A 26,825-nucleotide genomic window follows, 5' to 3' on the forward strand; every position below is an offset into this window, starting at 1 on the left:
CCACGGCACGCCTACAGCGCATGGGCGAACTCGGCGATGGCGTCCGCCGCTTTCGGAATCAACTCGGGCTGCCCCGCCAGGTAGTGGTTGCCATCCACGATGTCAACATTGCGGATGCGCGCGCCACCCGCCGCCATCCACGCATCGCGCGTGCTCGGAAAAGTCGACTGATCGCCCGTGTAGGTCAGCAGCAGCTTGGGCACCGTGGTGCGCGCGAGGTTGGCCGGTCCGTCCGCCTGCGAGCGCGACGACCATTGCGAGAGGAACGCGGTCAGCGACGTGGTGCGGCCCATCGCATTCGCCGAGTAGTTCACCTGGCGCGCGTCGCCCCACACGCTGCCCGGCAGGCGTTCGTTCGCATCGAGCGACAGATCGACGCAACGCGGATCGGCATGCGTGCGGTAGACGATGAAGGTCTGGTCGCGCGGCGCGCCGGGCGTGCTGCGCAGCAGCGCGAGGCGCTCGATGCACCACTGCTCGATGCGATCCAGCCGCGCCTTCTGCGCCGCGCTGAAGCGGGCGAGGAATTCGGCGTCGTAGGGCACGCGATGGCGCGGGTCGTACATGTCGAGGTCGGGGTCCACCGAGAGCGGGTCGTGCTCGTCGGTGACCGAAGGGTCGATCCAGTCGCGCATCAATCGCGTGCGGCCCAGGTGGGCGGCGCACAGCGCGATGCCGTCCACCGGTGGCAGGTCGCTCGCGTGCAGGTGCGTCGGATCGCCGTCGGGCAAGTGCGTGGCGGTGAGGTTCTCGGCCTGCGCCTGGTAGAAGGCCGCGAGCGCTGCGCCGCCCGAGTTGCCGACCAGGAACACCTTCTCGTAGCCGGCCGCGCGCAGGTACTGGACGCCGGCACCAAGGTCTTGAATGGCGCGCTCCATCAGCAGCACCGTGTCGTTGCCCACGAAGCGCGAGTTCAGCCCCATGCAGCAGATGCCGCGTTCGGCCAGCGGGCCGATCAGGTAGTGGCCCATGAAGTTGCTGGTCGGATGCATCACGATGGCCCCGATCTTCTTCGGGCTCACTGGCGCGCGGAAGGCGCCGTAGATGCGCGGGCGCAGCAGCTGCAGGCCCGACTGGCTCTCCATCGCAGCGCCGGGCTTCACATCGATGACGGCGAGTTGCAGATCAGACATTCGTCGCGCCCTTCGCCGCGCGCAGGGTTGCCTTGCGCGCGGTCCACGCATCGAGGTCCGCGCGGGCGCGCCGCGCATGCGCATCCATCTCGGCCTGCGGCACGGTCGGCGTCGTCAGCTCCAGGCGAATGCCGTTCGGGTCGAAGAAGTAGATCGATTCGATGATGTGGTGATCGGTCACGCCCAGCACCTCTACACCCGCGCCTTCGAGTCGCGCCTTGGCGGCGAGCAGGTCGTCCACCGAGTCGACGCGCAGCGCGATGTGGTTCACCCACGCGGGCGTGTTGGGCGAAGGCAGCGAGGCGGTGTCGTCGCCCAGGTCGAAGAAGGCGATGTACGAGCCGTCGCGCATCTGGAAAAAGATGTGCACGTAGGGGCAGTACTCGCCGGTGCTGGGCACGTGGTCGCTCTGGATGATGTGCGCGAGCGGCAGGCCCAGCAGGTCTTCGTAGAAGTGGCGGGTTTCCTCGCTGTCGCGGCAGCGCCAGGCGAAGTGGTGCAGCCCGCGCACAGGTGGAGCGGTGGTGGCAGTTGTGGTCGGCATACGTGTCTCCGGTAAGCCTTGATTGGGCGATGCCGCGTCCTATGATGCAATCGAAATTAATTCATCGATTGATGAAATATCCATATGAATCTGACCTTGCGCCAGCTGCGCGCCTTCGCCGCCGTCGCCGGAGCCGGCAGCTTCACCGCCGCGGCGCAGCAGCTGCATCTCACGCAGTCGGCGCTCAGCGTGCTGGTGCGCGAGCTCGAACGCGAGATGGGCGTGCAACTGCTCGATCGCCACACCCGGCGCGTGCAGCTCTCGGAGGCCGGACGCGAGTTCCTGCCTTCGGTGCACCGGCTGCTCGGCGACCTGACGAGTGCCGTGGCTGGGGTGACCGATCTGCGTGACAAGAAGAAAGGGGTGCTGCGCCTTGCGGCGCCGCAGCTCATGGCCTGCACGCTGATGCCGCGCGTGATCGCGCTCTACCGCGAGGCGTACCCCGACGTCGACGTGCGCCTGGCCGACACGCTGCCCGAGCACCTGCTGGCCGGCGTGATGGCCGGCGATGTCGAACTGGCGGTGGGGCAGGACGTGGCGGTCGATGGCGCCATCGACCGCCGCACGCTGTTTCGCGACCGGCACTGGCTGATCTGCCCGCCGGACCATGCCTTCGCAAGGCGCCGCAAGGTGCGCTGGCACGAGCTTGGCCCCTACACCTTCATCGCGCCCACGCGCGACTTCCGCCAGCGTGTGCTGCCCGAGCTGGCCCCGGCCGAGCGCGATTACATGCTGCGTCCCGGCACCCAGGAGGTGTCGTACATGACCACCGCGCTCGGCATGGTGGCCGCGGGGCTCGGGCTCACGGTGTGCCCGACGTATTCCGCGCCGTTGGTGCGCGCCCACGGGCTGCAGATGGTGCGGCTCGAGTCGCCCGACTTCCATCGCGAGGTGTGCGTCTACAGCGCGGCGCGGCGCGCGCTCTCGCCCGCGGCGGCGAGCTTTGTCGAGATCCTGGAGCGCTTCGCGAAGTCGCAGCCGAAGGGTTGAAAAGCATCGGAACGCTGCAAGAGGCGCATAGAGCGGCCGTGGGGCGATACCTACAATGCAAGACGACCTGTTTTCCACTATCTCCAGAGACCCATGAACGTCATTCGATTCACCGACCTCTGCGCGCAGGGCAAGGCCGCCGGCCAGCGCGTCTTCATCCGTGCCGATCTCAACGTGCCGCAGGACGACCAAGGCAACATCACCGAAGACACGCGCATCCGCGCCTCGGTGCCCTGCATCCAGCTGGCGCTCGACGCCGGCGCGGCCGTGATGGTCACCTCGCACCTGGGCCGCCCGACCGAGGGTGAGTTCAAACCCGAAGACTCGCTCGCCCCCGTGGCCAAGCGCCTGGGCGAACTGCTCGGCCGCGACGTGCCGCTGGTCGCCAACTGGGTCGACGGCGTCGACGTGGAGCCCGGCCAGGTCGTGCTGTTGGAGAACTGCCGCGTCAACAAGGGCGAGAAGAAGAACGACGAGGCGCTGGCCCGCAAGCTCGCCGCGCTCACCGACATCTATGTGAACGACGCCTTCGGCACCGCCCACCGCGCCGAGGCCACGACCTACGGCATCGCGCAGTTCGCGAAGATCGCCGCGGCCGGCCCGCTGCTCGCCGCCGAAATCGACGCCATCACCAAGGCGCTGGCCCAGCCCAAGCGGCCGCTGGTGGCCATCGTGGCGGGTTCGAAGGTCAGCACCAAGCTCACCATCTTGAAGAGCCTGTCGGCCAATGTGGACCAGCTGATCGTGGGCGGCGGCATCGCCAACACCTTCATGCTGGCCGCGGGCCTTTCGATCGGCAAGTCGCTGGCCGAGCCCGACCTGCTCGACCAGGCCAAGGCGGTGATCGAGGCCATGCGTGCGCGCGGCGCTGACGTGCCGATTCCGGTGGACGTGGTCACGGCCAAGACCTTCGCGGCCGATGCGCCCGCCACCGTCAAGGACGCGAGCGACGTGGCCGACGACGACCTGATCCTGGATATCGGCCCCAAGACCGCCGCGATTCTTTCGGCGCAGCTGCGCGAAGCCGGCACCATCGTCTGGAACGGGCCGGTCGGCGTGTTCGAGTTCGATGCGTTCGCGGGCGGCACCAAGGCCATCGCGCAGGCGATCGCCGAGAGCAGCGCGTTCTCGATCGCTGGCGGCGGCGACACGCTGGCGGCCATTGCCAAGTACGGCATCGAAAAGCAGGTCGGTTACATCTCGACCGGCGGCGGCGCCTTCCTCGAAGTGCTGGAGGGCAAGACGCTGCCGGCCTTTGAAATCCTGTCCAAGCGCGCGGCCGGTTGAGTTCGGCGGCGGGGAATCTCGTGAGGGTGACTTCCGTCAGACACACAAAGTGTATACAGTAGCGAATACAAAACGGAGACCAACTTCATGAGCACGGATCGCATCCCCCGCCACGCCACCAAGATCGTTGCCACGCTCGGCCCGGCGTCCAGCACCCCCGAACTGCTGGAAAAGATGATCCTGGCCAAGGTCAGCGTGGTGCGCCTGAACTTCAGCCACGGCACCGCGCAGGACCACATCGACCGCGCCACCATGGTGCGCGAAGCCGCCCGCAAGGCGGGCCGCGAAGTGGCCATCATGGCCGACCTGCAGGGTCCCAAGATCCGCGTCGGCCGGTTCGCGCAGGGCAAGATCCTGCTCGAAGCAGGTGCCAAGTTCGTGCTCGACGCCTCGCGCACCGAGCTGGGCGACATCGATGCCGTGGGCCTCGACTACAAGGACCTGCCGCGTGACGTGAAGCCCGGCGACAAGCTGCTGCTGAACGACGGCCTCATCGTGCTGACGGTCGACGGCGTCAAGGGCGAAGCGGTGTACACCACCGTCAAGCTCGGCGGCGAGCTCTCGAACAACAAGGGCATCAACAAGCAGGGTGGTGGCCTCACCGCCCCCGCGCTGACCGCCAAGGACATGGAAGACATCAAGACCGCGATGAGCTTCCAGGCCGACTACGTGGCCGTGAGCTTTCCGAAGAACGCCACCGACATGGAAATGGCCCGCCAGCTGTGCAACGTGGCGGCCGCCGAATACGGCCACAAGCCCGGCATGATCGCCAAGATCGAGCGCGCCGAAGCCATTCCGAAGCTCGAAGAGATCCTGCGCGCCAGCGACGGCATCATGGTCGCCCGCGGCGACCTGGCCGTGGAAGTCGGCAATGCCGCCGTGCCCGCGCTGCAGAAAAAGATGATCCGCATGGCGCGCGACATGGACAAGGTGGTGATCACTGCGACCCAGATGATGGAGTCGATGATCACCAACCCCGTGCCCACCCGCGCCGAGGTGAGCGACGTGGCCAACGCCGTGCTCGACGGCACCGATGCCGTGATGCTCTCTGCCGAAACCGCCTCGGGTCGCTACCCGTTGGAAACCGTGCAGGAGATGAGCCGCATCTGCGAAGCCGCCGAAGCGGCCGAAGACAAGACGCTCGATGCCGATTTCAGCGGCAAGGCCTACAGCCGCATCGACCAGTCGATCGCGATGGGCGCCCTCTTCACCGCGCACCACCTGGGCGCCAAGGCCATCGTGGCGCTGACCGAATCGGGCTCCACCATCCTCTGGATGAGCCGCCACCGCGCGCACATCCCGATGTACGCGTTGACCTCGCGGCTGGCCACGCAGCGCAAGCTCGCGCTGTATCGCAACGTGCGCCCGCTGCTGATGGATTCGGAAAGCGATCGCGACACCGCGCTGCAGCAGGCCGAGAACCACCTGAAGAAGCGCGGCATTGTGCAGAGCGGCGACGTCTACGCCATCACCTGCGGCGAGCCGATGGGTGCCCCCGGCGGCACCAACATGCTGAAGATCTGCCGCGCGAGCTGAGCACGCGCTCAGCAAAGCAAAGGCCGGCGCATGCCGGCCTTTTTCGTTGTGCGGCCCAGCCCGTTTCAGCCGTTGCGGAACAGGAAGCTGTAGGCGTTCAGCGCCGGCACCCCGCCCAGGTGCGCGTACAGCACCTTCGATCCCGCCGGGAATTCTCCGAGCCGCACCTTCTCGATCATCCCGTGCATCGACTTGCCCTCGTACACGGGGTCGGTCAGCATCCCCTCGAAGCGCGCACTGAGGCGGATCGCCTCCAGCGTGCCTTCGTTCGGCAGCCCGTACTCGGGGCCGCCGAAGCGGCGGTCCAGCACCACGTCCTTCTCGGTGATCTCGCGGCCCAGCTCCACCAGCTCGGCCGTGTTTTTGGCGATGCGCAGGATCTGCTCGAAGGTCTGCTGCGGCTTGGCCGAGGCGTCGATGCCGATCACGCGATCGGCCCGGCCATCGGCTGCGAAGCCGACCACCATGCCGGCCTGCGTGCTGCCGGTCACGGCGCAGACCACGACATAGTCGAACTTGAAGCCGAGTTCGGCTTCCTGCTGGCGCACTTCTTCGGCGAAGGCCACGAAGCCCAGGCCGCCCCTCGGATGCTCGGAGCAACCCGCCGGAATTGGAAAAGGCTTGCCGCCGGCCTGGCGCACGCTTTCCATCGCGTCTTCCCAGCTCTTGCGGATGCCGATGTCGAAGCCCGCGGCGTCGAGCCGAACGTCGGCGCCCATGATGCGGGACATCTCGATGTTGCCGACCCGGTCGTACAGCGCGTCCGAGTAGTTGACCCAGTTCTCCTGCACCAGCACGCACTTGAGGCCCAGGTGCGCGGCCACGGCGGCGACCTGGCGCGTCTGGTTCGACTGGATGCCGCCGATGGACACCAGCGTGTCGTAGCCGCCTTCGAGCGCCTCGGGGATCAGGTATTCGAGCTTGCGGGTCTTGTTGCCGCCGAAGGCGAGGCCGCTGTTGCAGTCCTCGCGCTTGGCATAGAGCTCGACCTTGCCGCCCAGGTGCGCGCTCAGGCGCTTGAGCGGATGGATCGGCGTGGGGCCGAAGGTCAGGGCGTGGCGGGGAAATTTCTTCAGGTTCATCGACGCGGCTCCGAGGGGATTGAAGCCATCGATCGTAGGAAGAAGGGCTCGCAACGTGCTTGCGAAGTTCGAAGAGATTCTTCGATGAAAGAAGGCAAGATGGAGAGGCAAAGAATTTTCAAGCCAAGGAGAACACCATGAGCGCAACAAAATTGCGTGCCACGCCGGAGCTCGATCGCACCGACCGCGCGATCCTGCGCGCGCTGCAGCGCGACGCCTCGGTGTCGAACGTCGCGCTTGCCGCCAAGGTGAACCTCAGCGCGCCCGCGTGCCTGCGCCGCGTCGAACGCCTGAAGGAGGCCGGGTTCATCAAGGGCATCGTCGCCCTGCTCGATCCGGACGCACTCGAGGTCGGCATGCTCGTGATGATCGGCGTGGTGCTCGACCGCTCCACGCCCGACTCGTTCTCCGACTTCGAGAAGGCCGCGCAGAAGGTCTCGGGCTGTCTCGAATGCCATGTGGTCTCGGGCGAATTCGACTACTTCATGCTCGTGCGCACCCGCGACAACGACAGCTTCAACCGCCTGCACGCCGAGCAGCTGCTGTACCTGCCGGGCGTGCGGCAGATCCGCACCTTCGTGGTCCTGAAGCAGGTGCTGTCGACCACGCAGCTTCCGATCTGACGAAACCGCGGCGCGCCCGCGTGCGTACTGGTGCGATGAGCTTTCCCACCTTCGCGTCCCTGCGCCGGCGCCGCAGCGCCATCACCACAGCCTTCACCGTCACCGCGGCCGCCGTGCTGTCGGCCTGCTCCCCGATCAAGGTGCTTAACGGGCTGGTGCCGGAAGACACCTACCAGTTCCAAGGCGGCATCGCCTATGGCACCGCACCGCGGCAGCAGCTCGACGTCTACCAGCCGCTGCCCGCCACGCCGCCGGCAAGGGGCGTGCGGCCGCTCGTGGTGTTTTTCTTCGGCGGCACGTGGAGCAGCGGCGACCGCGCGAGCTACAAGTTCGTCGGTGAGGCGCTGGCCGCCCGGGGCGCGGTGGTCGTGATTCCCGACTACGGTCTCTCGCCTGTCTACACCTACCCGGTCTTCGTGCGCGACAGCGCGCTGGCGGTGAAATGGGCGCTCGACAACGCCGCGCAGCTCGGCGCCGACCCGAAACAGGTCTATGTGATGGGCCACAGCTCGGGCGGCTACAACGCCGCGATGGTGGCGCTGGACGAGCGCTGGCTCGGCGAACTCGGCGCCAGCCCGAGGCAGCTCGCGGGCTGGATCGGCCTGGCCGGCCCGTATGACTTCCTGCCCATCGGCGACCCGCAGGCGCAGGCCGCCTTCAACTGGCCGAACACGCCGCGCGACTCCCAGCCGCTCGCGCATGCGAGCGCGGCGTCGCCCCGCGCGCTGCTGATGGCGGCATCGAAGGACAACCTCGTCTACCCCGACCGCAACACTGGCCAGATGGCCGCAGCGTTGCGTGCCGCCGGGGTTCCGGTGCAGGTGCAGCTGTTCGACAACCTCAGCCACGTCACGCTGATCGGCGCGTTCGGCAAGCCGATCCAGTGGCTCGGCGGTCCGGTGCTGCCGCCGGTCATGCACTTCCTCGGGTTGGCGTCAGTCCTGTCCCACAAGGGGGCTCGGTAGAATTACGGTAGTTTTTCTCGTCTTTCAGCCTTCTTTTTCCCCTAATTCCCGCGAGGTAATTCCCCATGGCACTCGTCTCGATGCGCGAACTGCTGGACCACGCCGCAGCCAATGGCTACGGCATTCCGGCCTTCAACGTCAACAATCTCGAACAGGTCCAGGCCGTGATGGAGGCCGCCAAGGAAACCGGCGCTCCTGTCATCCTGCAAGCCAGTGCAGGGGCCCGCAAATACGCCGGCGAAGCCTTCATCAAGCACCTGATCCAGGCTGCGATCGAGCAGTACCCCGGCATTCCGCTGGTGATGCACCAGGACCACGGCCAGAACCCCGACGTCTGCAAGGGCGCCATCGACCTGGGCTTCAGCTCGGTGATGATGGACGGCTCGCTCGAGGCCGACGGCAAGACCATCGCCAGCTACGACTACAACGTGGACGTCACCAAGAAGGTGTCCGACATGGCCCACCGCCTGGGCGTGACCGTCGAAGGCGAGCTCGGCTGCCTCGGCTCGCTCGAAACCATGAAGGGCGACAAGGAAGACGGCCACGGCACCGACGACACCATGACGCGCGAGCAGCTGCTGACCGACCCCGAGCAGGCCGCTGACTTCGTCAAGCGCACCCAGATCGACGCGCTGGCCATCGCCATCGGCACCAGCCACGGCGCCTACAAGTTCACGCGCGAGCCCACCGGCGACATCCTGGCGATCGACCGCATCAAGGAAATCCACCGCCGCATTCCCAACACCCACCTCGTGATGCACGGCTCGTCGAGCGTGCCGCAGGAACTGCTGGCGATCATTCGCCAGTACGGCGGAAACATGAAGGAAACCTACGGCGTGCCCGTCAAGGAAATCCAGGAAGCCATCAAGCACGGCGTGCGCAAGATCAACATCGACACCGACATCCGCCTGGCCATGACCGGCGCGGTGCGCAAGTTCCTGGCCGAAAACCCCGAGAAGTTCGACGCCCGCGAATGGCTCAAGCCCGCGCGCGAAGCCGCCAAGCTGATCTGCAAGCAGCGCTACATCGAATTCGGCTGCGAAGGCCAGGGCGCCAAGATCAAGGGCGACACGCTGCAGGTCGTGGCCGCCAAGTACGCCAAGGGCGAACTGGCCCAGGAAGTCGTCTAAAAACTTCCCCGCGATTCGAAGGCCACCGTTCGCGGTGGCTTTTTTCTGCGCGCACAATCCGCTTTCCCGTCACCCGTTTCCCCACAGCATCTCCCCCTCTTTGCTCCCATGACCACCGTCCACACCTCCTCCATCCAGAGCCTGCCCCTGCTTGCGCGCGGCAAGGTGCGCGACAACTACGCCGTCGGCGAAGACCGCATCCTGATGGTCGCGAGCGACCGGCTCAGCGCTTTCGACGTGATCATGGGCGAGCCGATTCCCGGCAAGGGCGAGATCCTCACGCAGATGGCGCTGTGGTGGTTCGAGCGGCTCGGCCAGCTCTGCCCCAACCACCTGACCGGCGATGCGCCCGAGAGCGTGGTCACGGCCGAAGAGGTGCCCCAGGTCACCCAGCGCTCGATGCTGGTCAAGCGCCTGAAGCCGATCCCGGTCGAAGCCGTGGTGCGCGGGTATCTCGCCGGCAGCGGCTGGAAGGAATATCAGGAATCGCGTTCGGTCTGCGGCGTGCCGCTGCCCGAGGGTCTGACCAACGCGAGCAAGCTGCCGCGTCCGATCTTCACGCCCGCCGCCAAGGCCGCGGCCGGCGAGCACGACGAGAACATCAGCTACGAGCGCGTGGTCGAGATCGTCGGCCCCAAGCTGGCCCAGCAGATCCGCGAGACCAGCATCGCCATCTACGAAACCGCCGCGCAGATCGCCCTGACCAAGGGAATGATCATTGCCGACACCAAGTTCGAGTTCGGCCTGGACGAAGCCGGCACGCTGGTGCTGATGGACGAAGTGCTCACGCCGGACAGCTCGCGCTACTGGCCCGTTGAAGGCTACGAAGCTGCGCTGGCTGCCGGCACGAATCCGCCGAGCTACGACAAGCAGTTTGTGCGCGATTGGCTCGAGGCCACGAAGATCAACGGCAAGCCCTGGGACAAGACGCCGCCGGCGCCGCGCCTGCCGGCTGAGGTGATCGAGAAGACTGCTGCAAAGTATCGCGAGGCGCTGGAGCGCCTCACCGGCTGATGTGAATAAGTCACAAACGCCCCGGCAATAGTGCCCATCCGCCGGGGCAGGGATTTCAGACACTTTCTTCATCCCTACGGATGAGGAGAAACAAGATGAGCCCTGCCACCGATGTGCGGTTGCCGCACAGCAGCCCCACAGAGCACGCGATGCCGATGCCGCCACCGGATGCGTGGCAAGCGAGCCTCCTGGCTTGCGTGCTCGACGAAATCGACCATGGGCTGCTGCTGGTCGACATGAGCGGCCGCATCCTGCATGCCAACCAGTTGGCGCGGCGTGAGCTGTCGGGACTGCGCGCCCTGTGCAACAGCGACGGCCTGCTTTGTGCCACGCAACCCGTCGGCCGAACCGCGATTCGACGCGCGCTCCAGGATGCGGAGCGCGGCTGCCGCAGTCTGGTCGAACTCGAGCATGCCAACTGGCCGCTTTCGCTGGCCTTCGTTCCCCTGGCCTCGCGCGGCATCGACGCTGTGCTCGTCATGTGCAGCCGCGCCGATGGCTGCGAGGCGCTCACCATGCAGATGTTCGCGCGGGCCAGGCAGCTCACGCGCGCCGAGCAAACCGTGTTGGCACAGCTCTGCGCCGGGCAGCGCGCCGAAGAGATCGCCAGCCAGCAGGGCGTCTGCCTGTCGACCGTGCGCACCCATATCAAGAACGTTCGCCTGAAGACCGGGAGCACCAGCATTCGCGAGGTCGTGCATCGCGTGTCGCGGATGCCGCAATTGATGTCGGCATTGCGGATGGCCGCCCCCAACTGACCCGGCATCGGTGTCAGAGGGCGCGGCTATAGTCCGCGCATGCCGACGCCTGCCCCGCCCGAACTGCCACCAGCGGTCCTGAAACTGGCCGCGCTCGGCGTGCAGCGGCGCTATCGCACACACACCCTGCTGATTCAGGAAGGCGACGCGGGCGACACCATTTTTGTCGTGCTCAGCGGCCGGCTGCGTGCCTATGTCTCGGACGCCCGCGGCCGCGAGGTCACGCTGGGCTATCACGGCCCAGGGGACTACGTCGGCGAGATGTCGCTCGACGGGGGCTTGCGCTCGGCCAGCGTGCAGGCGGCAGAGCCCACGGTGTGCGCGGTGCTGACGCGGGAAACGATGCTGCGGCACCTGGCGCGCGATCCGGAGTTCGCGCTGGAGCTCGTCGTGCGCCTGATCCGGCGCGCGCGGCTGGCGACAGAGAGCACCCGCAGCATCGCGCTGCTGGATGTCTACAGCCGGTTGAAGCGACTGCTCGAGGAGCGGGCGCAGATGCAGCCGGATGGGGGGCGTTGCATTGCGGAGCGGTTGACGCACCAGGCGATCGCTAGCGAGATCGGGTGTTCGCGGGAGATGGTCAGTCGGTTGATGAAGGACCTGGAGGAAGGCGGCTACATCGCCGTTGACCGGCGGATGCTCATTCTTGTGTGCGACCTTCCTGCGCGCTGGTAGCCAGGCGACTTGCCGAGTTGGCGGTGACCGGCACGAATGCCGCGTTGTCACAGCCCACATTCAACCAGCCCGCGCCGATTCGGGCTTGTGTGAGCGGATCCAGCGGTAACAGCGGGTTGAGCGGTGCCTTGACCGAATGGATCCGGCAGCCTTGGTCTGTGCCTGTCAGCAGCGCATTGGTGATCTCCGCGCTGTCCATGCCCGGGGACGGCGGTTTGGACGACGGCCCGCCTCTGTTGCCTGCGAACAGATTCAGGATGGCGCGCGCAACCTGAGGGGCGGCAACGCTGGTCCCGTTCATCCGTATGGTCGTGCCGCTGCGCGAACCGGCGGCGAGCAGGCCAGGGGCCGTCTCTGCCTGGTCTCCGGGTGCAACGAGATCTGGCCATTGGTGCCGCCCGCTGCATAGAACAGCGACACGGGCGGCCGTATAAGGCGATGGAAGCCCCGACGTGGCGTAGCACGCTCCCGCGACGATGGGGTGCAGGCCATTCGAAATGCTGTTGCCGGTGCCGCGACGCTTGACCGGATCCTCCGCGACGTCGTCGACCGTGGCCGGCTGACGTGGGCGCGTGGACAGAAACAGCGATTGCCGCGCGCCATAGCGCGCGCCTGGAATGGCTTCGTCGCGCTGAATCCATGCATCGAAGGCAACGGGCGCCTTCCAGTCTGCGATGGACAACTTGATGGTCCACAGCCCATGCGGTGCAGAAACAGAGCAATCTTTTTCGAGACGCGTCGGAAGCAACGAAATCAGGATCAAGGACATCGCGGGGGCCGAGGGGACGCTGCCTGTCGACGTGGAAATGGCACAGCAAGACGACTCAACGGTGTCGCCATCGAACACGGTCATGCCGACCTGGGCTCGACCGCCGTGGGAGCCGTCCGGTTTCATCAGATCGACCATCACATCCCCGATGCGGCTTGTCTCGATCCACAGCTCGCAGAAACTCTCGGTCGGGTCTTCGACCCGCACCTGCCAACCAAGTTGGACCGGTGATGCTGGCCGGACGACCCCCGCCGCGTGCCCTGCAGCGTCGAAGTGATTGCCGGCCGGAAGTACCAATGCAAAGTCCCGCCCCTTGCTGCGCTCGCGCTGAATGATGCTGTCGAGCGCGCGTTCGAACAGACTGCTGCCGTTGTGCGGACCACCCGTTGCGCCGAAGCTGAGATTCACGACCACGCTGGCCGTGTCGTCGATCTTGCGCAAGGCGTAGGTGAGCGCGTCCAGCACATGTTTCGCGAGTCCCCCGCCCGATGTGTCCTGCGAGACCAGAGGCGGGAGCTGGACCATGACGATGTGCGTTGCGTCGGAGCCTGCATCGTCCGCGGCAGCGGGGCCGTGCCTCGGAGGTTGCCTCCCAGCGGCCAGATCCGCCACATGGGTCCCGTGCGCGAGTGCGAGCCGTACGCGGTCGTAGCGAAGATCGCTGTACATCCGGGTTTCGGACCGGCTGTCGGAGAGGTTCTCGATGAGCGTGTCGATCTTTGCGGCGGCGAGCTCTCGCCCGTAGGCGAAGTCGGCCACGGGACTCCATTCGGTTGGATAGGGCCCGGACGACCCCTCCGGTTCGAAGGGGTCGAATTCTTCGATCTGGCCGTTTGATTGCCGCACCACGACGTGCGAGGGGTCCTGATCCCAGAAATAGGCGATCCGCGTGGACTGGCCGTCCGATTTGCGAAAGGCGTCATGCAGGAAGGCCAGTCCGTCGTCAATGATGACCATCACGTTGCCGGTCAGCGATGGAACAGACGTATTCGACGGAGGGGCGCTTGACCATGCTGCTTGGGTTGCTTCAAGAGCGAGCGTGGGTGAAAACGAGTTCACGAATCGAATGAGCGGTACGGTGCGAGCTGTCGAGTACTCCGCGCGAACGGCACGAAGCTTCCCCACGTCGCGCCAGCTCGCGACTTGTTCGTCAGTTGCGGAGACGCTGTAGATCTTCTTGTCGCTTTCGCCATCGGCAATCTCATGAAATGCCATGCTGAAGTATTCGGCATGCGGCCCGCTTGTTCCCTGTGCCTGAGCTTGGAGGTCGTCCTTGAGCGCTTCATCGCACTCGAGCACCAACTGCAGGCTCTTGGGTCCAGGCGACGGCAAGCCGCAGGTGGTGAATTTCAATCCCTTCAACAGCGCCCACTCCATATAGGGGTCTTGCGTCAATGCGGCAACGACGGTGCGCGTAGGTTCGGGCATCGAAAGCTCCCTGAATGATCAGTAAGAAATTTCTTCTTGCGCTTTGTGCCAAAGCCAATGGAGCGACTTGGACTCCTCGACCTCGATCACAAATCCGCCATTGACGCCGCGCGTGACGCCACTCCCTTCAAGAAGGTGGATACCCGAATCGTTGGCTCTGGATATCTCGGGGTTGCTGTTCATCGGCAACATGTCTCCAGCCAAAGACCAGCAGTCAACCTGCCGTGGGCCTGGCCCCTCGTTTCCGGCGCGTGCGGCAAAGTAGGCCGCCAGGCGGTGCCCCAAAAACTGGCCCGGTGGCGTGTCGATGGGAAAGTGCAGACCGGCTACCACCCGGTTGTCCGCAATGCGATGGGCCAGCGCATGCAGACGCTCGTTCTGCCAGACCCGATTCGGCCGCAGGTGCGACATCAACGATGCGAAGAAGAAGGCTTCCGTGGCGTGCCCGCTCGGCCAACTGAAATAGGCGGGCGTCTGGATGCACGGCTGGACATCGGCGCTCCATGCAGCCGGCCGGGGGCACGCAAGCTCATGCTTGATGCGCTGAACCAGTTGCATCGTCACATGCAAAAGCACAAATGCCAGTTCGATCGTGTATCGATTTCTCTCGGGATGAAGGTTGCAGATGCTGGCCCAGAATGCGAACTGGGGCGTCACCTGAGAGATGATTTCCGCCATCCGCTCCGGTCGCTCGGCCCTTCGAGCCAGCACGAGCTTCGCTTGAGATCCGAAAGTGTTTATCTCGGGTCGCTTGAGCACGGCCCACGGCGATCCCACGTATTGAAGTTGAACTTCGAGAGGTCCATTTCCGGGTTGCGGGCTTACGAGGCGCAATCCCTCCAGGCACTCTTGCGTGAGCAGATGAAACCGGGTTCTCGCGTCGTTCTGCTGAAGGTAAGCAGGTTGTGAACTTGTAGGGTATTTGGCGGGTTCCACGGGGTCAGGCGCATGAGCTGGCGATGCATATTGCCGGCTGAGATCCATGGCGCCGTAAAGCAGAGGGTTGCTGATGGCTCCTGAATACCCAGCAAACGTATTGGCTGCGTTCGTGAAGTCCATGGTGATCATTCCAGACATACCGGACATGCCAGACATTCCCGACATACCGGACATGTTTTCAGCGCTGAACTTGTTCATGGTTTCTGTTCCTGGTCAGTGGGTTGGAAGACCGGCAATGCGCATGCTTTGCACGATTTCCTGCAGTTGCGGTGAATTGGCCATTGGAGATCGGGCGACGAACCGCTCGATCGTGAAAAGTGGTTCGATGGTCAGCAATGCAGTGGCGACCTCTCGGGCGCGCGCCTCGTTGCCGCACATCGCGCTTGCAACGACGAGAGTCTTGTACGTGGACGCATGCAGGCGATGGGACCTGAGCGAGCGTTCTGCCAGCATCGCCGACGTGGCGTATTCGCCCGCCGAGAGATAAGCGGTGGCGGCAAGCGATTCGTAGTAGTAGCGCGCAGGGTGCAGCGGCGAGAGCAGAAGCGCCCTGTCCGCGGCTTCGCGCGCCTGTTGGCCGAGGCCTTTCCAGGCATTCAGGGTGGCCATGAACAACCATGCCAGCGCTTCGTTCGGGTTCTCTGCAATCGCCATCTGGTACGAACGCTCGGCCGCGTCGAAATCCTTGAGCAGATAGCCCGCGATCTGTCCCTTGATCGTCATGGCCAATGACAAGGACGGATCGCGATCGGATGCGCGCTCAATTTCGAACATGGCGCGTTTCGCTTCGTGCTGCGGATCACCGAGCCAGCCGGAAGAGACACCGATCACGTACCACTGCCCGAGCCAGGCTCGCGGCATTCCGAAGCGCGGACGGCGCTCCGTGAGGTGTTCGAGCAGTTGCCGAGCGCGCGCGAAGTCGTCATGCGACTGGCGGTGCATGAGCGCGATCCCGCCGACCAGCAGCGAGTAGTCGTCCAGTGTTTCCGGTGGCTGATTGCGTGCGTGCCGGATGCGCGACTGGAGCAATGTGTCATACGCGCCGTTCGCAATGGCACCTACGAGTTCGCTCTGCTCATCGAAGAGATCTTCCAGCGATGCCGAGCGGCTATCGGTCCACAGGACGGTGCTGGTCTGCAGATCGCTCAATTCCGAACTGATGAACAAGCGCGCGCCGCGCACATGAAACGCGCCGGTCAGTGCGTAGCGCGCTCCGAGATGCCTTTCGATGGCCGCGGAATCCAGTGTGCGTCCCTTGAATGCGGCACAGGAAAGCCGCGACAGCACATGCAATTCGGTCCGAGCAAGTTGATGGATGACGGCATCTGAGATCAGGTCGCCGACCATGGCGTGCTGAGGATCGCCGCGTCGATTGTCGAAAGGAAGAACAGCAACCACCGTTTGGTCGGACGAGGTTTGGGCTTTGGTTTCGGTCGAGGCGGTGGGACGCGCATCGTTGGCGCCAATTCGGTAGATGCGTATCGGCTTGTCAATGTGCTTCAGATAGCACTCTCCAAGATCCTCGATGTCAGCATCGAGGCCGTCGATGAGTTCCTCTCTTGCCGCGACGGTCATGGCCGTCTGATGCGGCTGAGCCAAAGTGGCAACCCGCGCGGCGAGGTTCACGCCGTTGCCATAGATGTCCGTGCCATCGGCGTAGATGTCGGTTGCGTGCAGACCCGCGCGAAGCGACAAGGACTTGCCTGCTTGTAGCGGCGCGATGTTCGATGCCATCCACGCATGCATGGCATTCGCTGCCGCGGCAGCGAGCGGCACGGCATCGAACTCCATCAGCAACCCATCCCCCAAGCTTTTCACAAGCCGCCCTTGGTTGGCCGGCAGGATGACCTGGTTCACGTGGGCAAGAAAAGCTTGCCAACGCTGAATCACGCCCAGTTCATCCGCCTGCATGAGACTGACCGATTCCACGAGATCGACGATCAGCACCACCTTGCGGTGGCGTTGAAGGTTGAACCCGGCATCGGCCGATGCAGGCATGTTGGTATCCCTTGACGACAAGGTCATCCTCCCCAGGATGGAGCAATCCGCGAAACGAGGCGGCGGGCGTCTCGTAGTTCTTTTTCGCGATAGTAACGGGATGTTGTGACTTTGGTACACATTCCGCCGCTCGACGTAGCGCGGCACCTTGTCTCCTCCGCGATGGGGAGGCGCCTCGAGGCCAAGGCCAGAACACTGGCCGACATCGGAATCCGCGTCGGATTCCGGCTTGTCACACAAGGCCGAGAGGTTTCCATGAAGCAGGTACTTTTTTCTTCTGCCCGCCGCGGGGCGGTCATCGGTGCGTTTTCCCTGGTCCTTGTGGCCTGTGGCGGTGGAGGCGGTGGGAGTGGCGCAGGCGGGTGGCCCGTGGGGCCTGTCGGTGGTGGCACACCGGTCGAACCACCCCCCGTGGCGTCGAGCAGCACGCTCAGCGGTGTGGCGGCCACGGGTGCCGCATTCGTGCAGGCTGCGATCACTGTGACCGATGCTACGGGCGCAACGGTCTGCAGCACCACTACCGATTCCGGTGGAAGCTACCGCTGCATCCTGCCGGTCGGCACCAAGGCGCCGCTGGTCATACGCGCTGCGCGCGACGAGCAGGTTCTGTACAGCGCCACGGCGAGTTCGGCCGACGGCACCGCCAACGTGACGCCGCTCACCACGATCGTCGTGTCCAGGCTTGCGCCGCAGGGCCATCCGGGCAACCTGGCTGCTGCGATTCAGTTGGCACCCGGGACCGTGACTGCCAACACCTTGCGGTCCCAGGTGAGCGCTTTGGTCGCGGCACTGCAGCCGCTGTTGAAGGCCTTGGGCCTGAACGAAAGCATCGATCCGATCGGCGGCGTGTTCTCCGCCGATGGCACAGGCCAGGACAAGTTGCTCGACACCATTTCGGTCAGCGTGCGACCTGACGGTTCTGCCGCGAATGTCGAAATCACCGTCAAGACGCTGCCGGCCGCGGCCGGCAGCGCACCGCTGTCGATCGTGTTCCGCAGCAGCGATGCGGCAATCCCGGCGCTGCCGGCCACGCTGACCGCGCAACAACTTGCGCCCGTGCCCGCACCCGGCGTGGTGTCCGACTTGTTGAAGCGTCTGAGTGCCTGCTACGCGCTGCCGCTGTCACAGCGCGTCAACGCGAGCAGCGATGCGGGCAACGCCATCGGTACCGCGGCCGATGTCATCGCGCCGGCCTGCCGCACGCTGTTCGAGGGAGACGATCCGGCCAACTACGTCGTCAATGGCCGAGGCGTCGGACGCAATGCAAACAACGTCGGCGCTTTTGCGAGCCTGTTCCGCGCAGGTGCGACGGGACTCCGATGGGAGCAGGGCAATGTCGAGTTCTTCCGCGACGGCAGCACCATGGTCCTGAGCTACCGGTGGACCGACGCGTTCGGCAACACCGACACCGACACCCTCGCAGCGCGCGAGGTCGGGGGCGTTCTCAAGCTCACAGGCAACGGCAATGCCTACAACGTCAGCGTGCGCCCTTTCGCCCAGAACCGCGAATTGCTCAACACGCCGGCCTTCAACTCCTTCACCACTGGCTACAACATCAGCATCGACAACCGCATCGACGGCGCCGGCAGCCCGGTTTTCAGCAAGGTGAAGGTGACCGCGCCCACGGGCGAGCAGCGCATCTACCTGCCGCAGCCGGGCCTGTCCTACCTGGTGGTGACGCGCGACGATGGCCTCACGCCCACGGCGACCCCGGTCTTCCGACTGCGCGGCGAATACCAGAACGCGGTCACGCCCGGCAACCCGAGCGAAAAAGAGAGCGGCATCTATTTCGTCAGCCCGCAGTACACCGATGCGCGAATCGCCGCACTGAACAACCAGGGCGCGTGGACATTGGAGTTCGTTCACGCCGACAGCGCCGTGCAGAACGTGGTGCAGCACCATCGCACGCTGTCGCGGCCGCTGACGATCGGAGAGATTCGGCAGTCGGCCTTTGCGGAGGTCACCCCGGCGCTGCGTGCCGAACTGGTCGCCGCGAGTAAGACCACCGGCGACTTCGCCTTCGGCGCGCCGAGCCAGGCAGAGCCGAACATCGTCGACTTCAGCGCCGATGGCAATCAGGACGGCTGGGCCGTGCCGGTCGGCGCCTTGGCACCGACTTCGTTCAGCGCGCTGGGCCGCGCGCCTGCCGGTGCCTCCGCGCCCGGCGCGCGTTTCAATGACACCACCGGTGTCAGTGGTCAGGCGCGCAAGGTGCAACTCTTGTGCTCGCCACAGACTGCGGCAGACACGCATTGCGACACCCGCTTCGGTGCCCCGCAGTACGCCGAGGGCAGCACCGTCAACAGTTTCGAACTTTGGGCGCGCAGCTCGCGGCAGGTCGAGATGAGCAGGCTGCTGGGCCTCTACAAGCTGCAATGAAGCTGGAGAACGCCATGACCACCACACGACTGCATCGCTTTCTGGGCTTGGCGTGTCTCGCCATGCTCGGCGCCTGTGCCACGGACAAGTACGACAACAACACCGCCAGCAACTGGGAGGATCTGCGCCGCTCCGGTGCCGAGCCAGTGACCCATCACGCGCTCGAGCAGGTCAACCTGATCGAGCTGCTCGACCCGAAGGGCCTGGCGAAGCAAGCCTACGAACGCGAGCGCGACGGCCGCAAGGGTTGGGACAGGCTGACTTACTCCGTTCGCTACGACCTGGTGTTCGCCGGCTTCTCGACGCGCGCGGACGAAGCGACGCCCGAGGAGCGCCGCAATCTGGCGCAAAACCGCCTGCTGGCGGCCTCCGAACGTCGGTGCGGCCGGTTTTTCCAGTTCCTCAAGAAGGATAACTCCGACGTGAACTTCCAATTCGCCGTCGGCAGCAGCGTGCTGGCCACTGCAGGCGCGTTGGTGCCCGGCATTCGGGCTGCCCAGAATCTGTCGGGCCTGAGCGCGTTGGTGTCGGGCGTGCGCGCCGAGTACAACAACGAGTACTACGCCAATTTGGCCGTCTCCGTGATCACGAAGGCCATCGACGAAAAGCGCAAGGAGCTGCGTATCCAGCTGCAGGCGGCACAGGCGCAACCCTATGCCCGCTACGACATTGCCGCCGCCGTGGCCGATGGCGTGCGCTACGACGCGTCCTGCAACATCGCCAATGGGCTGGAGCAGGCCAACGAAGCGCTGCAGAGGCTCAACGAGCCGGGGCGCGACGCCATCAACCGGGCCCTGCTCAAGGACAGGCTTGCCCGTGCGCTGGCGTCTGGCGATGTGAAAGCCATGGACGAGTTCAACAAGCTGGCCGCGGCGCTGAACATCGAAGCGAGTTCCTTGCTGGTGGGCGGAATGCCGTTGGCTGCCGGTGATGCGGTGCTGCGCGGTGGCGCCGGGCCGGCCTACGATGCGACGCGCGGAACGGATGTCGTGGCGGCCGCTGCGCAGTCCTTCGGGCGGACCGAGCGGACGCTGAAAGTGCTGGAGGACGATCTCGTGGGCGTGATCGGGGACAAGGCCACGCCCGCGGCGACGGCCACGTTGACCACGGCGTTGAAATCGCTGCGTTCGGCGCTCGGGACGCAGTTCTCGGACAAGGAGGGCGCAACCGCTTTCGGTTGCTTTGCCGATGCCAAGGCCATCGCGGAGACCTTGACCCGGACCCGGAACGCAGCCCTGCAAGCCAAGGCAATGGGGGCGGATGAACGCAGCACAGCCGATGCGCTGGAGGATGCAAGAAGGGCGACAGTCGGCTTGGTCGCCAAGCTCGATCGCTATGAACGTGCCGTTGGAGAAGTAGCCACCAAGGCCAGTGGTGACCTGCGCAAGAAATTCAGCGCGGAGAAACCGGACTTCGATGCAGGGGTCAAGGCCGTGGCGGGCGAACTCGGCTTCGAGAAGGTCGAGGCGGGCATTGGCGCGGCGCGCCTGTGCAGTGCCAAGCCAAAGAAGACCTGAGTGAGGTCCGCGGTCGCGGGCTCGCGGACCCTCCCGTGATTCGAATGTGCGCGGGTCAGCGCCCCGTGCTGCTCAACGTCGCCACGGTCCGCCCGCCAGCATCGAGCAGCGCCAGCCGCCCCGGCGCAAGGCTGTAGCTCGTCGTGCTCTGCAGGGCCGAGAGGAACTGCGCCTCGTTGGCGCCGCGCACCGGGTCGGCGCAGGCCATGCGCGTGGAAGCCAGCTGCCCGATCTTCAGCGTGATGCCGCTGCGGGTGAACGTGCCCGACACGCGGTTGCATCCCCCCGATCCGCTCACGCGCCCGCTGCTGCGGTCGAACTGGATCTGCGCATCGCCGCCCGGCGCGATGGGCTCGTCGCCCAACTGCGCGAGGCGCCACACCGGGCCTTCGATGGGTTCGTCCAGGCTGATGCCGCTCCCGCAGCCGGTCAAGGTGGTCAGCAGCGCGGCCGTTGCAAGCACGGGGAGCGCAATGTGGCGGGCGAAGGAACGCATGGCCAGTCTTTCCTTTTGAATCTGCAACAAGATGAATCGGGCGCCATCGTATGCGACGTGGCTTAGCTCGCCAATGTCGCCAACGCCACGCCGCCCGCCAGCCGGGCCTCCACGCAGCGCCGCACGCTGGGCGGTGTGCCGTCCCGGGCGAGCAGCGCGGGCCATTCGGCTTGCGCTTGGCGCACCGTGTCGCGGGCAATGGCCATGAGCCGCGCCGGGCGCAGCAGGCCCGCCGAGCGCAGCAGGGCATCCAGCGCCGGCCAGTCGAAGGCGCGCAACTTCGCGTCGATCGCGCGGTTCACGCCGTAGTCGCCGGCCGGCACGTCCTCGAAGAAGGCAGCCACGCACACCGGGTCGTAGAGCGGCGCCAGCACCGGCGTCACGCCGTCGGGGTAGCGCAGCGCCCAGTTCTTCAGGTGCGCGTCGCTGTTGCCCAGCAGGATGAACGCGACGATGCGTCGCACGCACTCGCGCACGTCGGCCACCGGGTTCGGCGAGAGCCTGTCGAGCACGCGCAGCATCGCGGGCCAGTCGACCGCCAGGCCGCGGCCGTATTTCTGTCGGGGCTCGTACTGCAGCACTTGCGCGAACTCCTCCATGTGGATGCGCCCGCCTTCCTGCGTGCGGTCGAAGCGGCGCACCGCGAGGATCTGCTCGAAGCGCACCTGCTCGGGCAGGTCGGCGTCGGCACGGCCGATCACGCTGGCTTCGGCGCAATCGAGGCCCAGCGCGCCGCAGAGGCGATAGCCGGTGAACTCGTTGTCGACCAGGTCAGGATGCCGCGTGCTCGGCAGCTTGAGGATGAAGGAGCCGGCCGCTCCATGGCGCCGTACCACGTAGCGCCGCCCGTCCTGCACGGCTGAAAACTTGGTCACCACGCCCGGGATGGCGGCGGCGTCTTCCACCGGCATTTCGACGAAGCCGGGCTCCAGCACGTCGAGCCCGAGCGCGGTGTGCCAGTGGCGCACGGTGTCGGGAATGCCTTCGGCCGTCGGCACCGGCTCGACCTCGAGCGCGCCCATCAGGTCGTGGCCGGCGGCCGCCAGCAGCTCGAACTCGTCGTCGGCCGCGCAGCCGCGCTGCTGCGCAAGGCGTTCGCGGTTGTGGCCTTCGGGCAGCAGGTTCTGGAAGTAGCTCGGCCAGTGGCCGTCGCTGCGCGAGACGCGAGTGTCGCGCGCCGAGGCCAGGATGGCGCGGGTCGAAGCCTCGTCCGCACCGCGGTAGGCGAGCGAAAGCGTCGGGCGGCCCGCATCGGCGATGTACGCCTCGTCGAACGACACGCGCAGGATGTCGCCGTACTGCGAGAGATAGCCGATGGCGCGCCGCCCACCATCCGGCGCATGCAGGTACATCCGCAGGTAGCGGATGCCGGTGTTGAAGGCGGCGCGGGTGCTCACCGGCTTTCGTCAGCCAGGCTCTGCGCGATCGACGGCGGCGCGCCCACGCCCGCCGGCTGGCCGAGCAGGCGGCCGCCCGAGCGCACGAAGTCTTCGAGCTGCGGGCGCAGGGTAGCGGGCACGGGCATCAACTCCAGCCCCAGCACGCGGGCCATTTCGAGCAGCGTCGACAGGCGCGGATCGATCTGGCCGCTTTCGATGCGCTGCACCGTCATGCGCGAAAGGCCAGCCTGGGTAGCCAGCGCTTCCTGGCTCAGGCCGCCAGCCCTGCGGGCTTTTTCTAGTTCTTCGGTGAGTTGGAGCATTGGCGTACGCTTTCTCTTCAGATTGAGTAGCAATGCTATCTATCTAGGGACGAATGAGCAATAAAAAAGCGACCCTTGAGTCGCTTTTTCTATTTGATGCGCATCGAACTGCGCATTTTGTGCTTTCAGCTCAGTACCACGCTGCTGAGCCGGCGACGGTAGGTGGCTACGACTGGATCGTCCGGCGGAATCTGCCCGTCGGCCACCTTCACCTTTGGCGGCTCGATCACATCGAGGATCGCGATGTAGGTCTTGCGGGCGAGGTCTTCGCTCCAGCTCTTGTCGCGCATGAGGATGTCGAGCAGCTCGTCCATCGCGTCGGTCCAGCGCTGTTCGGCCATCAGGAGGCGGGCACGGCCGAAGCGGGCGTCGAAGTCGCGCTTGTTGGCGGCGATCTTCGCGTCGAACTCGGCGATCGCGGGGGCGGCTCCGGTGACGGGCGCTGCGAAGTCGATGGCGTCCATCCAGCGCTGCAGCGAGTCGAAGCGGCGCACCAGCCCGGTCTTGGCGATCACTGGTGCGAAGGCGACCTTGGCGTCATCGACGCGGCCTTCCTGCAGCAAGAGCTTGATGTAGTCGAAGCGGGCGTCGTCGTTGGCCGGGTCCGTGGCCACGGCGTGCTGCAGTTTCTCGAGCGCGCCCAGGGTGTCGCCCTCGGCCAGCGCTTCCTGCGCGGCGGCTTCTTCCGAAGCGGCTTCGGCTTCATCGGCGCCGGGCACGTGCTTGTCGAGGAATTCGCGGATCTTCTCGGCCGGAATGGCACCGACGAAGCCGTCGACCGGCTGGCCGTCCTTGAACATCACGCAGAACGGGATGCTGCGCACGCCGAACATTTCGGAGAGTTGCGACGAAATCTGCGGCACCTTGTCGGCATCGAGCTTGGCCAGCGTGAAGCGGCCGGCGTACTCGACCTCGAGCTTTTCGAGCACCGGTCCGAGCTGTTTGCAGGGGCCGCACCATTCGGCCCAGATGTCCAGCAGCACCGGCGTGGCGACGGAGCCTTCGATCAGCTCGGCCTGGAAATTTTCGAGAGTGATGTCGATCATCGGAACCAACTGGGGGTGAAACGTAAAATTGAAACCATGAACGAAACCATTCAGGTCGGGGTAGTGATGGGCTCGAGCTCCGATTGGGAGACGATGCGCAACGCGGTCGAGATTCTCCAGCAATTCGGAATCGGGCACGAAGCAAAGGTGGTCTCGGCCCACCGGATGCCCGATGCGCTGTTCGCGTACGCCGAAAGCGCCGCCGGGCGCGGGCTCACCGCGATCATCGCGGGAGCGGGCGGCGCGGCCCACCTGCCGGGCATGCTGGCCGCCAAAACCACGGTGCCGGTGCTTGGCGTGCCGGTGGCCAGCCGCCACCTGCAGGGCGTCGATTCCCTCTACAGCATCGTGCAGATGCCCAAGGGCGTGCCGGTGGCGACCTTCGCGATCGGCAACGCCGGCGCGGCCAACGCGGCGCTGTTCGCGGTGGCGATGCTGGCGGTGAACAACCCCGCGCTGCGCGCGAAGCTCGATGCCTTCCGCACGGCCCAGACCGCCGCCGCCGAAGCCATGACGCTGCCGCCGGCACCCGCCGGCGAGGCCCCTGCGGTTTCTCCTTTCTCGCCGCAAGGCGGAGGTGCCCTGTGACCAAGAATGGCGACCTGCCCATCCTCCCGGGCGCCACGCTCGGCGTGCTCGGGGGCGGCCAGCTGGGCCGCATGTTCGCGCACGCAGCCCAGCGCATGGGCTACTTCACCGCGGTGCTCGACCCCGACGCCGACAGCCCCGCCGGCCGGGTGAGCCATCACCACATCCACACCGACTACGCCGATGTCGACGGCCTCGCCCGCCTCGCCGGCTTGGCCGACGCGGTCACGACCGAGTTCGAGAACGTGCCCGCGCCCTCGCTGGAGCACCTGGCGGTGGCGCGGCCGGTGTCGCCCGATGCCTCGGCCATCGCCATCGCGCAGGACCGCATCGCCGAGAAGGCCCACTTCACCCGCTGCGGCGTGCCTTGCGCGCCCTATGCGGCCATCGAGACGGCCGCCCAGCTCGCTGCCGTCGAAGACCGCCTGCTGCCCGGCATCCTGAAGACCGCGCGCCTCGGTTACGACGGCAAGGGCCAGCAGCGTGTGAGCACCCGCGCCGAGCTGGTCGAGGCCTGGCAGGCCACGGGTTGCGTGCCCTGCGTGCTTGAGAAGCTGCTGCCGCTCGAATTCGAATGCTCGGTGATCCTCGCGCGCGGCCGCGACGGGCAGGTCGTTCACTTTCCGCCCCAGCGCAACCTGCACCGCGACGGCATCCTGGCCGTCACCGAGGTGCATGCGCTGAACATGCCCAAGACGGTGGCGCAGGGCGCGGTCAATTCCGCGAAAAGCATCGCCAACGGCCTGGGCTACGTGGGCGTGCTGTGCGTCGAGTTCTTCGCGCTGGCCGATGGTTCGCTGGTGGTCAACGAAATGGCCCCGCGTCCGCACAACAGCGGCCACTACACGATGGAAGCCTGCGACGTGTCGCAGTTCGAGCTCCAGGTGCGCACCCTCGCCGGCCTGCCGCTCGCGCCGCCGCGTCAGCACAGCCCCGCGATCATGCTGAACCTGCTGGGCGACCTGTGGTTCACCTCGGGTGAAGAGAAACCCGTTTCGCCGCGCTGGAGCGACGTGCTCGCGCTGTCCGGCGTGCACCTGCACCTCTACGGAAAGATCGAGCCGCGGCCCGGCCGCAAGATGGGCCACCTGACCCTCACCGGCGCCACGCTGGAAAGTGTGCGCGCCAACGCCTCGCAGGCCGCGCTGCTGCTGGGACTGCCGCCGGTGGAAGTGACCGGCCTCGCATGATCCTCGACGGCCAATCCCCTGAAGCCATCGCCGAGGCCGTGCGCGTGCTGCGCGCGGGCGGGCTGGTCGCGTTCCCGACCGAGACCGTCTACGGCCTCGGTGCCGACGCGAGCAGCGACATGGCGGTCGCCGGGATCTTCAAGGCCAAGGGGCGGCCCGCCGACCACCCGCTGATCGTTCACGTCGCGGCCGGCATGAAGGGCACCGAGGCGCTCTCGCGCTTCGCCCAGCCGCTGCCGCTCTTCGCGCAGAAGCTGGTGCAGGCCTTCTGGCCCGGCCCGCTCACGTTGATCGTCACGCGCCAGCCGGGCGTCGGTGCCGCGGCGGCCGGCGGGCAGGACACCATCGGCCTGCGCTGCCCCTCGCATCCCGTGGCCCAGGCGCTGCTCGAAGCCTGCGCCGAGCAGGGCGTGCCGGGCGTTGCAGGGCCGAGCGCCAACCGCTTCGGCCGCGTGAGCCCGACCACGGCCCAGCACGTGTACGAGGAGTTCGGCGATGCGGTGCCGGTGGTCGACGGCGGCGCCTGCGAGGTCGGCATCGAATCGACCATCGTCGACTGCAGCCGTGGCGCGCCTGTGCTGCTGCGCCCCGGCCTCATCACGCGCGCGCAGATCGAAGCGGCCTGCGGCGAAAAGCTCAGCGACCGCGACGTGCTCGAAACCCCCGACCCGCGCGCCTCGGGCACGCTCGAGGCGCACTACGCACCGAACGCCAAGGTGCGGTTGATGGACGCGAAGGCGCTGCAGACCGGCCTCGACGTGCTCGGCGCCAATGCCGCGCACATCGCCGTCTGGTCGCGCACCAGCCTGCGCTGCCGCTCGCAGCGCGTGCTGCAGCGGCGCATGCCCGACGACGCGGCGGCCAGCGCGCACCAGCTGTTCGCGGTGCTGCGCGAGTTCGACGCAGAGGGCGTCAAGCTGATCTGGGTCGAGACGCCGCCCGACACGCCCGAGTGGGAAGGCGTCAGAGACCGCCTTCAGCGAGCTTCGGCGGCCTGATCCAGAACACCGGGGAACCGGCTTTGCCGGGCCTCAGG

24 protein-coding genes are annotated in these 26,825 nt (G+C 66.2%); 14 read left to right on the forward strand and 10 right to left on the reverse strand.

From position 1 onward, the window contains the following. Positions 1–11: 11 nt before the first annotated feature. Together NU688_RS23605 and NU688_RS23610 are read right to left on the reverse strand one after the other, a co-directional pair. Positions 12–1,133 carry an alpha/beta hydrolase gene (locus NU688_RS23605; protein WP_257863234.1) on the reverse strand — a complete coding sequence of 374 codons (1,122 nt, stop codon included), beginning with the start codon at positions 1,131–1,133 and terminating at the stop codon, positions 12–14. After that, positions 1,126–1,677 carry a VOC family protein gene (locus NU688_RS23610; RefSeq protein WP_257863235.1) on the reverse strand — a complete coding sequence of 184 codons (552 nt, stop codon included), beginning with the start codon at positions 1,675–1,677 and terminating at the stop codon, positions 1,126–1,128. The genes NU688_RS23605 and NU688_RS23610 overlap by 8 nt, the downstream gene beginning before the upstream one ends. An 84-nt stretch (positions 1,678–1,761) precedes the next feature. On the opposite strand from NU688_RS23610, the gene NU688_RS23615 reads away from it, so the two are divergent. From NU688_RS23615 to pyk, 3 genes are all read left to right on the forward strand, one after another. Further along, positions 1,762–2,667 (forward strand): LysR family transcriptional regulator, encoded by a 906-nt coding sequence (locus NU688_RS23615; RefSeq protein WP_257863236.1) that lies wholly within the window; start codon positions 1,762–1,764, stop codon positions 2,665–2,667. 93 nt (positions 2,668–2,760) lie between these two features. Continuing rightward, positions 2,761–3,954, forward strand: a complete 1,194-nt coding sequence (locus tag NU688_RS23620) for a phosphoglycerate kinase (protein WP_257863237.1) — start codon at positions 2,761–2,763, stop codon at positions 3,952–3,954. Between the two features lie 87 nt (positions 3,955–4,041). Then, on the forward strand, positions 4,042–5,490 hold the full coding sequence (gene pyk / locus NU688_RS23625) for a pyruvate kinase (RefSeq protein WP_257863238.1): 1,449 nt from the start codon (positions 4,042–4,044) through the stop codon (positions 5,488–5,490). A 65-nt stretch (positions 5,491–5,555) separates the two neighbouring features. Here the strand turns inward: pyk and NU688_RS23630 are convergent, their stop codons facing one another. Continuing rightward, positions 5,556–6,572, reverse strand: coding sequence for a 1-aminocyclopropane-1-carboxylate deaminase (locus tag NU688_RS23630; RefSeq protein WP_257863239.1), 1,017 nt, complete (start codon positions 6,570–6,572; stop codon positions 5,556–5,558). A gap of 137 nt (positions 6,573–6,709) precedes the next feature. Here NU688_RS23630 and NU688_RS23635 point away from each other — a divergent pair, with 137 nt between their 5' ends. From NU688_RS23635 to NU688_RS23660, 6 genes are all read left to right on the forward strand, one after another. Beyond that, positions 6,710–7,195: an Lrp/AsnC family transcriptional regulator gene (locus tag NU688_RS23635; protein WP_257863240.1), complete on the forward strand. Its 486-nt coding sequence runs from the start codon at positions 6,710–6,712 to the stop codon at positions 7,193–7,195. 35 nt (positions 7,196–7,230) lie between these two features. Further along, positions 7,231–8,160 (forward strand): alpha/beta hydrolase, encoded by a 930-nt coding sequence (locus NU688_RS23640; RefSeq protein WP_257863242.1) that lies wholly within the window; start codon positions 7,231–7,233, stop codon positions 8,158–8,160. Positions 8,161–8,225: 65 nt separating this feature from the next. Further along, positions 8,226–9,290 carry a class II fructose-bisphosphate aldolase gene (gene fba / locus NU688_RS23645; RefSeq protein ID WP_257863243.1) on the forward strand — a complete coding sequence of 355 codons (1,065 nt, stop codon included), beginning with the start codon at positions 8,226–8,228 and terminating at the stop codon, positions 9,288–9,290. A 108-nt stretch (positions 9,291–9,398) separates the two neighbouring features. Next, the gene (locus NU688_RS23650; RefSeq protein WP_257863244.1) at positions 9,399–10,304 is read left to right on the forward strand and encodes a phosphoribosylaminoimidazolesuccinocarboxamide synthase; all 906 of its coding nucleotides are present in this window, start codon (positions 9,399–9,401) and stop codon (positions 10,302–10,304) included. A 149-nt stretch (positions 10,305–10,453) separates the two neighbouring features. Beyond that, positions 10,454–11,062, forward strand: coding sequence for a helix-turn-helix domain-containing protein (locus tag NU688_RS23655; RefSeq protein ID WP_257863245.1), 609 nt, complete (start codon positions 10,454–10,456; stop codon positions 11,060–11,062). Positions 11,063–11,101: 39 nt separating this feature from the next. Beyond that, positions 11,102–11,737: a Crp/Fnr family transcriptional regulator gene (locus NU688_RS23660; RefSeq protein WP_257863246.1), complete on the forward strand. Its 636-nt coding sequence runs from the start codon at positions 11,102–11,104 to the stop codon at positions 11,735–11,737. Here the strand turns inward: NU688_RS23660 and NU688_RS23665 are convergent. The 3 genes from NU688_RS23665 to NU688_RS23675 are packed head-to-tail and all read right to left on the reverse strand — an operon-like array spanning position 11,703 to position 16,871. Further along, complete coding sequence (locus NU688_RS23665; protein WP_257863247.1) at positions 11,703–13,934, reverse strand: S8 family serine peptidase; 2,232 nt, start codon at positions 13,932–13,934, stop codon at positions 11,703–11,705. The genes NU688_RS23660 and NU688_RS23665 overlap by 35 nt on opposite strands. 18 nt (positions 13,935–13,952) lie before the next feature. Then, positions 13,953–15,071 (reverse strand): phosphatase PAP2 family protein, encoded by a 1,119-nt coding sequence (locus NU688_RS23670; RefSeq protein WP_257863249.1) that lies wholly within the window; start codon positions 15,069–15,071, stop codon positions 13,953–13,955. A 15-nt stretch (positions 15,072–15,086) separates the two neighbouring features. After that, entirely contained in the window at positions 15,087–16,871 is a 1,785-nt protein-coding gene (locus NU688_RS23675) for a hypothetical protein (RefSeq protein ID WP_257863250.1), read from the reverse strand. Between the two features lie 255 nt (positions 16,872–17,126). Here NU688_RS23675 and NU688_RS23680 point away from each other — a divergent pair, with 255 nt between their 5' ends. Both NU688_RS23680 and NU688_RS23685 read left to right on the forward strand, forming a co-directional pair. Continuing rightward, on the forward strand, positions 17,127–19,250 hold the full coding sequence (locus tag NU688_RS23680; protein WP_257863251.1) for a carboxypeptidase regulatory-like domain-containing protein: 2,124 nt from the start codon (positions 17,127–17,129) through the stop codon (positions 19,248–19,250). Between the two features lie 14 nt (positions 19,251–19,264). Further along, a complete protein-coding gene (locus NU688_RS23685; RefSeq protein WP_257863252.1) occupies positions 19,265–20,767 on the forward strand; it encodes a hypothetical protein in 1,503 nt (500 codons plus the stop codon). A 55-nt stretch (positions 20,768–20,822) separates the two neighbouring features. On the opposite strand, the gene NU688_RS23690 is transcribed toward NU688_RS23685, so the two are convergent. The 4 genes from NU688_RS23690 to NU688_RS23705 form a co-directional block, all read right to left on the reverse strand. Next, positions 20,823–21,263: an META domain-containing protein gene (locus tag NU688_RS23690; protein ID WP_257863253.1), complete on the reverse strand. Its 441-nt coding sequence runs from the start codon at positions 21,261–21,263 to the stop codon at positions 20,823–20,825. A 62-nt stretch (positions 21,264–21,325) separates the two neighbouring features. After that, the gene (locus tag NU688_RS23695) at positions 21,326–22,615 is read right to left on the reverse strand and encodes a type II toxin-antitoxin system HipA family toxin (RefSeq protein WP_257863299.1); all 1,290 of its coding nucleotides are present in this window, start codon (positions 22,613–22,615) and stop codon (positions 21,326–21,328) included. 41 nt (positions 22,616–22,656) lie between these two features. Next, positions 22,657–22,965, reverse strand: a complete 309-nt coding sequence (locus NU688_RS23700) for a helix-turn-helix domain-containing protein (protein WP_257863254.1) — start codon at positions 22,963–22,965, stop codon at positions 22,657–22,659. A gap of 125 nt (positions 22,966–23,090) precedes the next feature. After that, complete coding sequence (locus NU688_RS23705) at positions 23,091–24,011, reverse strand: tetratricopeptide repeat protein (protein ID WP_257863255.1); 921 nt, start codon at positions 24,009–24,011, stop codon at positions 23,091–23,093. A 36-nt stretch (positions 24,012–24,047) separates the two neighbouring features. On the opposite strand from NU688_RS23705, the gene purE reads away from it, so the two are divergent. From purE to NU688_RS23720, 3 genes are read left to right on the forward strand one after another with little or no spacing between them, the layout of a single operon-like run. Continuing rightward, entirely contained in the window at positions 24,048–24,599 is a 552-nt protein-coding gene (gene purE / locus NU688_RS23710; RefSeq protein WP_257863256.1) for a 5-(carboxyamino)imidazole ribonucleotide mutase, read from the forward strand. Next, on the forward strand, positions 24,596–25,789 hold the full coding sequence (locus tag NU688_RS23715; protein WP_257863257.1) for a 5-(carboxyamino)imidazole ribonucleotide synthase: 1,194 nt from the start codon (positions 24,596–24,598) through the stop codon (positions 25,787–25,789). Before purE ends, NU688_RS23715 begins: the two co-directional genes overlap by 4 nt. Further along, positions 25,786–26,787, forward strand: coding sequence for an L-threonylcarbamoyladenylate synthase (locus NU688_RS23720; RefSeq protein WP_257863258.1), 1,002 nt, complete (start codon positions 25,786–25,788; stop codon positions 26,785–26,787). Before NU688_RS23715 ends, NU688_RS23720 begins: the two co-directional genes overlap by 4 nt. The last annotated feature ends 38 nt before the right edge of the window (positions 26,788–26,825 follow it).

The organism is Variovorax sp. ZS18.2.2, from assembly GCF_024701975.1.
Classification (GTDB): domain Bacteria; phylum Pseudomonadota; class Gammaproteobacteria; order Burkholderiales; family Burkholderiaceae_C; genus Variovorax.